The organism is Geomonas sp., assembly GCF_035254065.1.
GTDB lineage: Bacteria > Desulfobacterota > Desulfuromonadia > Geobacterales > Geobacteraceae > Geomonas.
Map to the genome: position 1 here is coordinate 1 of NZ_DATFBA010000187.1, position 8,761 is coordinate 8,761.

The following is an 8,761-nucleotide window of genomic DNA, read 5'->3' on the forward strand; positions in this document are numbered from 1 at the left end:
CGCAACTCGGTATCAACCTCACTGCGCAGTCATCCGACAATATCGTGGCCTTCCTGGAAAGCCTCACCGGAAAGCAGCCGAAGCTCCAGTACCCGATACTGCCGCCAAGCACCACCAGCACGCCGCATCCGACCATTACAGTCAAGTAACGGACCTAGGTGCCGCCTTACGTCCCCTCCCCTTCAAGCCTGCCCGCCGTAGCCTTGGCGCATGAGGGGGGAGGGACAGGGTGAGGATGGGGTTCACAAGGGGCTGTAGACAGGATAAAAGCAATAGACTTGAAAGGGGAAGAGCAGGGCGCGCTCTTCCCCTTTTTCTTTTAGATGGCGGGTGAGGAGATGGTGTTCAGCGGGGAGTCGACCAGCAGGGTCTTGTCACAGCGCCTCATCTCCTTGATGATCCGTTCTCTCTGGCTGGCCGTGCTTCTGTCGTGCCCGGATTCCAGGTAGAGCAGTCTCTTTGGCTGCCGCCCCCGGAAGTACTTGGCCCCGCGCCCCGATGAGTGTTCCCGCATGCGCCTCTCTATATCGGTGGTTATCCCGGTATAGAGAGTGTCATCGGTACAGAGAATGATGTAGACGTGCCAGTTCAAGGTAGATAATCGTCCCGTGCTGTGAGTGTCGCAGGATGATATCTCGTCAGCAGTTTTCAGTCAACCTCGGGGAAAATCCGACGCGTGCATTGTGTGCTGGTGCCGGCTTCCCTCACCCGCCCTTCGGGCACCCTCTCCCGGAGGGAGGGGTAGCGGTCTTCCAACGCCCAGCGTCAACGCTTCAGGGCGATGCTGAAGCGGTAGTTGCCACCGGCGTCAGTCCGGGTGCTGATCATCATGTCGTTGAAGTAGGAGAGCTGTCCGTTGAAAGTGGGGTTACCTGCGGCGGTCAGCAAGCCTTGGCTGTCCATTGCCACCGTTAGCGGTGCCGGAAAGGCGGAATTGCCCGAACTGTCGAGATAGGTGCTCACTCCCAGGACTCCAGCGGCATCGATAGCAAGGTCGCCACGGGCCCATAGCGAGGTAGCGCCGGCGCCCACCAGGTCGTGGAACACGTAGGAGCCCGCGAGCCCGCTTGAGGTGTAGTTCGCGGCGGTCAGCAGTTGCGCCGGCGGATGGATCAACTGGACGATCCTCAGCACGAAGGCGCCGCTCGCATCGGTGGCGGTGCCCACCAGGGTCATCTTATCTGCCGACATCACCTGGTTCGTGAACAGGGCGCTCGGCTGCGGCACAACACCTGCGGTCGGGGTTTCCGAGACCAGGCCATCCAGAGTTATGGACAGGGACAACACCTTGTCTCCCGCACCGGGGAGGGGGGGAGTGCTCGGCGCCGTGATGGAGAGATAGGTCACCGCCTGATCCTGCCCGACTTGACAGCTTCCTGTCTGCCACTCCTGGCTGACCCCGCTGGAGATCTGGTGATAGTTGTAGAGAAGCGGCCCGGCACCCGCTTTCCCCGTCCCCTTTATGTCGTTGGGGGAATAGGCCACCCCCGGCACCCGCTTCTGCAAAACCAGCATGACCGGCGATCCAGCTACGGTGGTCGTCCCCACCACGAAGTCGCGAAACTGGTTGGCGGAGAGCACCGCGTGGAAATCGGGGTCCTGCGCCTGCACCACCTTGCCGTCGGGAAGGACACTCAGGGGGTTGAACAAACCTGGCGGTGCCGAGGTGAACCCCGTGCTGTCGACGTACGAGCCGACCGCGACGTTCCCCATGCCGTCTATCACGACAGCCCCTTTCATCCAGCGCGCCCCGGCACCTCTCTGCACGGCGTTGAAATACCAGGTCCCCTGCAGATCGGACTGCTGGAAGGCACCCGGTGCAGAGGGCGCCGCGGCCACAACCGCGGAGAGCGGGCTTTCACCGCTGGAGGTGCTGGCCGTCACCGCGAAGTAGTAGGTGACGTCGTTGGTCAGGCCGGTAACGATGAAGGAGGTGCCGGTAAGGCTGGCGATCCTGGTGCCGCTTTTCACGTTTTGCGGGGAGGTCGAGTAGTAGACGGTATAGGAGGTATAGGGGGTGGGGCTCTGGGCGCTGTTCCACGTCAGGAAGACCTGGCCGCTGATGCCTCCTGGTGTCGCCGTCAAGCCGGTGGGGGCGCTGGGGATACCGGGATTGTAGCGCCAGGGTGAATCGCCGCTGCAGCCGCCGAGAACGAGGGAGAAGAGTACGGCCACCAGACCTATGCATACCCGTAGATTTTTCATATTCAGCACACCAACCTCGAAATATTCGTGCAGGAGGAGCGAAATTTAGATACGGAACTCAACTCCGCCGTAGATGAAGCGTCCCGCCTGCGGAAAGCCGTAGCTCGTTTCGTAATTCTCATCGAGAAGGTTGTTCACTCCCGTGTAGAGGGTTACCCTCCCGTCCCAAAGCCGCTGGCTCAGCTTGACGTTCACCAGTGCATAATCGTTCAGTCTCGCCTTTTGGACAGGGGTTACGTTGTTCTTCGTGTAGAAGTACTGAGCCCCTACGAAGAGCAGGGAAGCATAGGGGGTGAAACCGCAGGCGAAGTCGTATTTCGACTCCAGAGCCAGCTTGTTTCCCGGCGTGTACTGCTGCTCGTCACGTCCCGCCCGCGACCGATCTTCCGAATGCAGATAGGAATAGGTCATCCGCAGTAACAGCCTGTCCACGTAGTGGGTCGCGGCGGCCAGCTCCAGCCCCGCAAACCTCACGTTGGAGAGGTTGGTGTTGTGGCCGGTTGCCTGGTTGTTTTGGATCAGGTCGTGCGTCGTCGTGTAGAAGCCGGTAAGCTCCAGCTCGCTCTTCATCGGCAGCTTCTGCGCCACGCCGCCCTGGTAGGTCAATGAGGTCTCGGTCTGCAGGTTGGGGTTACCCTGGCTCAAGTCGTAGAGGTCGCCCAGGGACGGGAAGCGCACGCTTCGCTTGAAGGAGGCCTTCAGCGCGGTCTCCTTGGTCAGATCGTAGGTCAGGCCGGCCAGCGCGCTGAAGTCGGTGTCGCTCCCCTGCGAGCGGGTCTGCCAGTAATGGCCGTAGCCCGCGGTCAGCGCCAGACCTGCCGGAAGGGTGACGTCGTATTCCAGCGAAGCGGAGTAGATGGAGAGCGACTGGTCGGCATTGAGCGTGCCGAACGTGTTGTCGGCTACCGCAGTGAAGCCGCTGTTGTTCCAGTCGTCGTGCTCGGCAGACAAGGAAAGGGTGATCTGGCCCGCTTTTCCCAGGTCGTAGCGCGGCTGCAGGGTGAGCCCCTTGATCGAGGTCGATACCTCCTCCTTGAAGGAGCCGGACTTGAGCACCGAATTGAAGTTGCCGTTGTCAAACTGGTTGTCGTGCTCGTCGCGCCGGTTCAAGAACCCCCATCCCCTGATGTTGAGCTGCTCGCTGGCTGCGTACTCCGCCGCCAACTGGAGGGAGACGTTCCAGAAACCGTCCACCCGGTCGAACTTGGGAGGCGAGGCGAAGGGATCGTTGGGATCGTTGATGGCGCTGGACGGTTTGCCGTAGCTGCCATCGGCATAGCTGACGGTGAGCCCGAGGGAGAGATCGGCGTTGGGAGTGAAACCAAGGGTGCCGAGGACGTTGTTCCTCTGCCGGTCGCTGTTCTTCCGGTAGCCGTCACCCTGCTCCGAGGTCGCCGTGAATCCGTCGGAAAGCGGAAAGCCGTTTACCTTTGTGGTGGAGCCGCTCAGGAAATAGTCGAAGCGGTCGCTGGCGCCCGAAGCGGTGGCACGGAGGAGGTAAGGCTCGCCGCTGCCGGTCTCGCCGGAGGCCATCACCTTCAGCCCCTTATTCCCCTTCTTGGTGATGATGTTGATGACACCGCCCAAGGCACCCTGGCCGTAGAGAACGGAACTGGTTCCCACCGAAAGCTTGATTTCGGCGATGTTCTCGGTGGGGATGTCCCGGGGGTCGAACTGCTGATCCAGCGCGGAGTTCATTGGGATGCCGTCCAGCAGCAGGAGCACGTGACGCGTCCTGAAACCGCGGACGTCAATGCGCGGGGTCCCGTCGGCGCCAACCCTCACGTTCACCCCGGGCAACAGCGATATCGCCTGGTCCAGAGTGCGCGCGTCGCGGTTCTCGATGTCGCGGGAGGTCACCGTGTACACCGTTTCGGCCGGCTGGGCACCTTCCCCGCGACCGGTCACTACCACCTCGCCGAGCGAGTAAAGGTCGGCACGGTCGCCGCCTTCCGCCGCCTGCAGAGGCATTGCCTGCGTTAAAAGAGAACAGACTGCCAGGCAACTCGCCGGCAGGAGCATTCTCGCGCTTTTCATGTATCACCTGTACCGCATCTGCGGGTCACCCAAAGGCAACCCGCAGAATTCTGTTCATATTCGTTGAAGCCCGTCCGAACCTGGACAGCCTGTTGTTTGCGCTGCTCCGCCTTCTGCACCTGTCCGACAGTTCCCTCTCCCCAAGGGGGAGGGTTAGGGAGGGGGAACTGTCGTCGCAATTGCCGATGGTGCCGCGCCCTGCTTCGTGGCAGCGCTCCCCCCTCCTAACCTCCCCCCTTCGGGAGGAGGGACTGTCTGACGTGGGAGCCTCGTCCGAAACCCCTCTCTTTCGCGGGGGAGTTGGCTGAGGCGACTTAAGTGGGGGCAAACCCGGAGATCGGGGGCGAACCCTGAGATCGCCCCCGCTCCGCCACCTACTGGATGAGCTGCCCTTTCGGCTTGGACTGGGTCCCGCTCTCCCCTGCGAAATTGACGGCGGTGACCAGGAACCAGTAGGTCTGGGCGCTGTTCAGCCCGGTGATGTCGGCAGTCGCGGTGGCGACGGAAGCCTTGGAACCGGCCAGAACGGTGGCCACAGCCGGCTGGGTGGCCGCCTGCACGTAGTAGACGTTGTACGAGGTGGCACCGCTCACGGCGGTCCAGGTGATGTGTGCGTCGCCTGCGGAAGGCGAGGAGGTGACCACACTTGTGGGGGTGCCCGGTGGCGAATTAGGCTGCGGAGTGACCGATTTCTCGCTGGAGACCGGGCTCTCGCCGGCGGCATTCACCGCAGTGACGACGAAATAGTAGGTGGTGGTGTTGGTCAGGCCGGTCACGACCTGGGGGCTCACCGCGCCGGCGATCTTGGTTCCGCTCAGCTCCTGTCCGGAGGTGGTGGAGTAGTAGATGTTGTAGGAGGTCGCGCCGGTCACGCTGTTCCACTGGACCGTGGCCTGGGTGTCACCGCCGGAGACGATGATGCCGGAGGGCTTCACCGGGGGGAGCAGGACCGGTGTGGCCGAGACTTCGCTGGAAGTGATGCTCTCACCGTTAGCGCTAAGGGCGGTAACGACGAAGTAGTAGGTGGTGCCGTCGGTCAGCCCGGTAACCAGCTGCGAGGTGGCGGAGGAGCTCACCTTGGTGGCCGCGGTGGTGACTCCGGCCGCGGTGCCGTAATAGATGTTGTAGGAAGAGGCGCCGGTCACCGAGTTCCAGCTGACGGTGACCTGGGAATCACCAGCGGTGGCCGTCAACCCGGTCGGCTGGACAGGCGGCGGCGTGGCGGTTTTGAAGACGCCCCAGATCGAGAGATGGGTCACGATGGGCGAGACGTTGCCGTTGGCGTCGACGATGTAGGTGCCGGCGAAGGTCCAGGTGTTGTTTGTGCTGTCGAAGCTGTACACCGTCACGGCGTCACCGGTCTTCGCTCCGCTGGCGGTCACGTTGATGGCGAGGGTGACCGGCTGGGAGAAGTGTTTCACGGTGCCGAGGGTGATATCGGCGAAGGCGGCCAGGGTATTGCCGGTCGGCAGCGTGGCGGCGGCGTGCGGCAGGTCGGAAGCCACCGCCGAGGCGCTGACGCTGGTGGAGATGGTGCCGGTGACCGGATTGCCGGAGGCGTCGGTGAGAGTGGTCCCGGCCGGGATGGTCAAGGTCACCCCGGTGGGGGCACTGACGGACTGGCTGGAAGCAATGGTGCCGGTAGCGGTGCTGAAGCTGCCGGTGGCGGTGAATTTGGTCGCCGGGGTCTGGTTGGTGAGGACGGTGGTGCTGCCGCCGCCTCCGCACGCGGTGAGCGAGAGGGCGTAAAGCGCCACGCAGATGGCCGAGAGCCACCCCTTGAGGTTCTTCTTGATCATGTTCATCCTCCTGATTTAATTGCAAAAACTGATGCCAGTCTTTGGTACTTGCTTGTGGCGACTTCGCTTTCTCACCTGTTCGCCAAGGTGAAGGTGATGTTGATGGTAAAAGATGCCTCGGGTCCCTCGATGCCCTCCGGTATAGGAGGAAACTTCCCGACCGAGGCGACCGCCTTGGTGGCCGCCTCGTCGAGGAAGGGGAAACCGCAGCGCGTCACCTCCTCCACCTGCTTGAGCGATCCGTCCCGTCCCAGCACGAAGCGCCGTTGGCAACTCCCCTCTTCGTGCCTTCGCCGGGACGCCACCGGATATTCCTTGCGGGCTTCGATCAACCGCTTCAACAGGGCCTGGTAACTCTCCCTCCTGGCTGCACCTCCCGACGCCGGACCGGTGCCGGAGTCCGATCTTCTCGAAGCCACAGCTCCGCCTTCCGGGCGTGCCACTCCGCCCCGCCCTGCTGCTGCTTGGCCGCGACCGTCGCCGCCAGCCGTGGCAGGAGGTGCCTGTTTTCCGCCCGGTGCCGCTACCACTCCACCCAAGGCCGGGGGAGATATGATTTCGGCACGATTGGATACTTTTTGGACGGCCGGGGGCGCATCCTGGTGCGGCTGACGCATCGGCTGGCTTACCACCGGAGGAGCCGCAGGCTTCACAGCCGGAGGGAGAGGCTGGCTGGCCGCTGGAACGGCTCGCACTCCCGGCCCTCCTCTTTGAGCTCCCGGTGCCGCCTTGACCACTTTCGGGCCTGGAGCCGCTAGAGAGGTAAGCTCTACCTGCTCCAGCACCAAAGGCAGATTGGCCGCTAGCTTCTCATTTCCGTGCTGCGCCGCACGGACCGCCACCAGGATGACCAGCAGGTGTAGCAGCAGAGATCCCGCCAGCAGGCGTGGCATCCCACTGGAGATCACGCTGCCTCACTCGCCGGGTCGTCGATCAGGCCGTTTCTCTTCAGGGTCCTCACGATGGAGGGGACCGCCAGCGAGCCCAGCCCGCCGAAGACGGCGTTCATGGTGATGGAGGTGATGGCCTTGGCGACCAGGAACTCATCTTCCAGGCCGATCATCACTTCCACACTCGAGGCGGTGGCCGCCCTCACCGCAGACGCCACCATGCCGACCGCCGCGCAAGCAAGCAGCCCGTTGATGAATTTCGGATAGACGACGCCGATCACCTCCACCACCAAGGCGGGAAGGAGATAGAGCACGAGCACCATGACGCCTACGTTCCCCATGCCGAGGAGGGCGCTGGCCAGGCAGGTTATCAGCCCCACCAGCGTGACGGAACCGATCTTGGGCACACAGCCGCGCGCCAGCAGGAAGAAGAACATGGTGAAGAACATCACGTGACCGGGAAGGTGGAGGTGCAGCCGGAGGCCGGCCCTGGTGAGGATGATGAAGGTGGCACAAAAGCCGAGCAGCACCGCCTCCCGCAGGGTGAAATGCCGCCACAGGAAGACTCTTTCATCAGAAGTTTTCATACTTCTCCTTGCTGGATATCTGGTCTAAGCATTGACTGTCCGGTCCAAGGCAAAGGGGCCGGTCGTTAATTACGAGAGTGCTTGCTGAGGTTTCCCCGTGAAACGCCTTGGCGTCGAAATAGGTCCGTTCCTTTTCCAGGCCGAAGCCCCGTGCCTCCGCTGACTTGGCTACCTCGTCCGCCGTCTTCAGCGCCCGGACCATGAGCGGCACCAGCAGGCAGTTATAGAGGTCCTTCCAGTTGCGCGGGTCCAGCATCTCCCTGGGGAGGAGCCGTGCCCCACGCAGCCTCTGTGCCGCGGCAATCTCCTCCATCTCCCGGAGGAAAAACGGCACGAAACGCAGACTGACGAAGAGCAGGAAGGAGAGGCGGTACGGGATGACCCGCGACAGCCCCTCCATGAGGTCGCGGCTTTTGGTGGTATGCAGGAATACCGCCCCCGGCAGGTAGAACAGGATGATCTGGACCGAGGTGCGCACTCCCGGCCACAAGCCGCTTTGGCCATGCAAAAGGGAGTAGGCGCTGATCACCACGGCCCCCTGCATGACCAGCAGCCGGCTGTCTCGCCAGAGGTCGTACAGGGTGAGCCTTGCCGCGAAGAAGTAGCCTAGGACAACGGTCAGCAGCAGCAGGAACTCCGCAGGGGTGCGCGCCCCCACCGCGCACGCGCTTAAAAGGGTGCCTATGGCGATCTTCCAGTGCGGCCGCAGGCGGTGCACCGGGGAGTCGTGGGTCAGGAACTGGCAGGCGTAATCGCTGCTCCTCAGTCGCTTGCGCAGGCCTTCACGCGGTGGCATCCGCAAGCCTCCCGTTCTCCAGGATCAGCGAGCGGTCGGCCCAGCCAGCATCAGGCAAGGCATCGTGGGTGGCGATCAGCAGCGTGGTGCCGAAGCGCTCCGGCAGCTCGGCGAACAGCGCCAGCAACTGCCTGCGCTGAGCCATGTCCAGCCCGGCAAAGGGCTCATCCAGGAGCAGCAGTCTCGGCCTGGGCGCCAGCACCGAGGCCAGGGCGACCCGGTGCTGCTCGCCGAAGCTCAGGGTCAGCGGAGCACGCTCAGCCAGATCCTCGACCCCGCAGAAGGAAAGAGCCTCCTCCACCAGTTCCTGGCATTGGGAATGCTGGTGACCCAACCGCTGCACCGTAAAAGCCACCTCTTCGCGAACGCTATCGGCAAAGAGCTGGCGGGCCGGGTTCTGAAACAACACCCCCACCTCGCCCGCCATCTTCCCCGGCCGCAAGTCCG

At 63.0% G+C, this 8,761-nt stretch carries 8 protein-coding genes; all 8 read right to left on the minus strand.

Features of this window, described 5'->3' with window-relative positions:
• Positions 1-319 precede the first annotated feature (319 nt).
• The gene (locus VJ604_RS09065; RefSeq protein ID WP_324081761.1) at positions 320-592 is read right to left on the minus strand and encodes a GIY-YIG nuclease family protein; all 273 of its coding nucleotides are present in this window, start codon (positions 590-592) and stop codon (positions 320-322) included.
• A gap of 173 nt (positions 593-765) precedes the next feature.
• The gene (locus VJ604_RS09070) at positions 766-2,205 is read right to left on the minus strand and encodes a fibronectin type III domain-containing protein (RefSeq protein ID WP_324081763.1); all 1,440 of its coding nucleotides are present in this window, start codon (positions 2,203-2,205) and stop codon (positions 766-768) included.
• Between the two features lie 45 nt (positions 2,206-2,250).
• On the minus strand, positions 2,251-4,176 hold the full coding sequence (locus VJ604_RS09075) for a TonB-dependent receptor plug domain-containing protein (protein ID WP_324081764.1): 1,926 nt from the start codon (positions 4,174-4,176) through the stop codon (positions 2,251-2,253).
• Positions 4,177-4,616: 440 nt separating this feature from the next.
• Complete coding sequence (locus tag VJ604_RS09080; protein ID WP_324081766.1) at positions 4,617-6,041, minus strand: fibronectin type III domain-containing protein; 1,425 nt, start codon at positions 6,039-6,041, stop codon at positions 4,617-4,619.
• Positions 6,042-6,112: 71 nt separating this feature from the next.
• Complete coding sequence (locus VJ604_RS09085) at positions 6,113-6,934, minus strand: energy transducer TonB (RefSeq protein ID WP_324081768.1); 822 nt, start codon at positions 6,932-6,934, stop codon at positions 6,113-6,115.
• Positions 6,935-6,945: 11 nt separating this feature from the next.
• Positions 6,946-7,518, minus strand: coding sequence for a hypothetical protein (locus VJ604_RS09090; RefSeq protein ID WP_324081770.1), 573 nt, complete (start codon positions 7,516-7,518; stop codon positions 6,946-6,948).
• Positions 7,505-8,314: an energy-coupling factor transporter transmembrane component T family protein gene (locus tag VJ604_RS09095; RefSeq protein WP_324081773.1), complete on the minus strand. Its 810-nt coding sequence runs from the start codon at positions 8,312-8,314 to the stop codon at positions 7,505-7,507. The genes VJ604_RS09090 and VJ604_RS09095 overlap by 14 nt, the downstream gene beginning before the upstream one ends.
• Positions 8,301-8,761: ATP-binding cassette domain-containing protein (locus VJ604_RS09100; RefSeq protein WP_324081775.1), on the minus strand; the 461-nt coding region annotated here is incomplete at its 5' end. The genes VJ604_RS09095 and VJ604_RS09100, both read right to left, overlap by 14 nt.

Excerpts from the sequence above, each read along its gene's own strand:
- VJ604_RS09070 (WP_324081763.1), bottom strand. The coding sequence starts at position 2,205 with ATGAAAAATCTACGGGTATGCATAGGTCTGGTGGCCGTACTCTTCTCC.
- VJ604_RS09075 (WP_324081764.1), bottom strand. The coding sequence starts at position 4,176 with ATGCCTCTGCAGGCGGCGGAAGGCGGCGACCGTGCCGACCTTTACTCG.
- VJ604_RS09080 (WP_324081766.1), bottom strand. The coding sequence starts at position 6,041 with ATGATCAAGAAGAACCTCAAGGGGTGGCTCTCGGCCATCTGCGTGGCG.
- VJ604_RS09085 (WP_324081768.1), bottom strand. The coding sequence starts at position 6,934 with ATGCCACGCCTGCTGGCGGGATCTCTGCTGCTACACCTGCTGGTCATC.
- VJ604_RS09090 (WP_324081770.1), bottom strand. The coding sequence starts at position 7,518 with ATGAAAACTTCTGATGAAAGAGTCTTCCTGTGGCGGCATTTCACCCTG.
- VJ604_RS09095 (WP_324081773.1), bottom strand. The coding sequence starts at position 8,314 with ATGCCACCGCGTGAAGGCCTGCGCAAGCGACTGAGGAGCAGCGATTAC.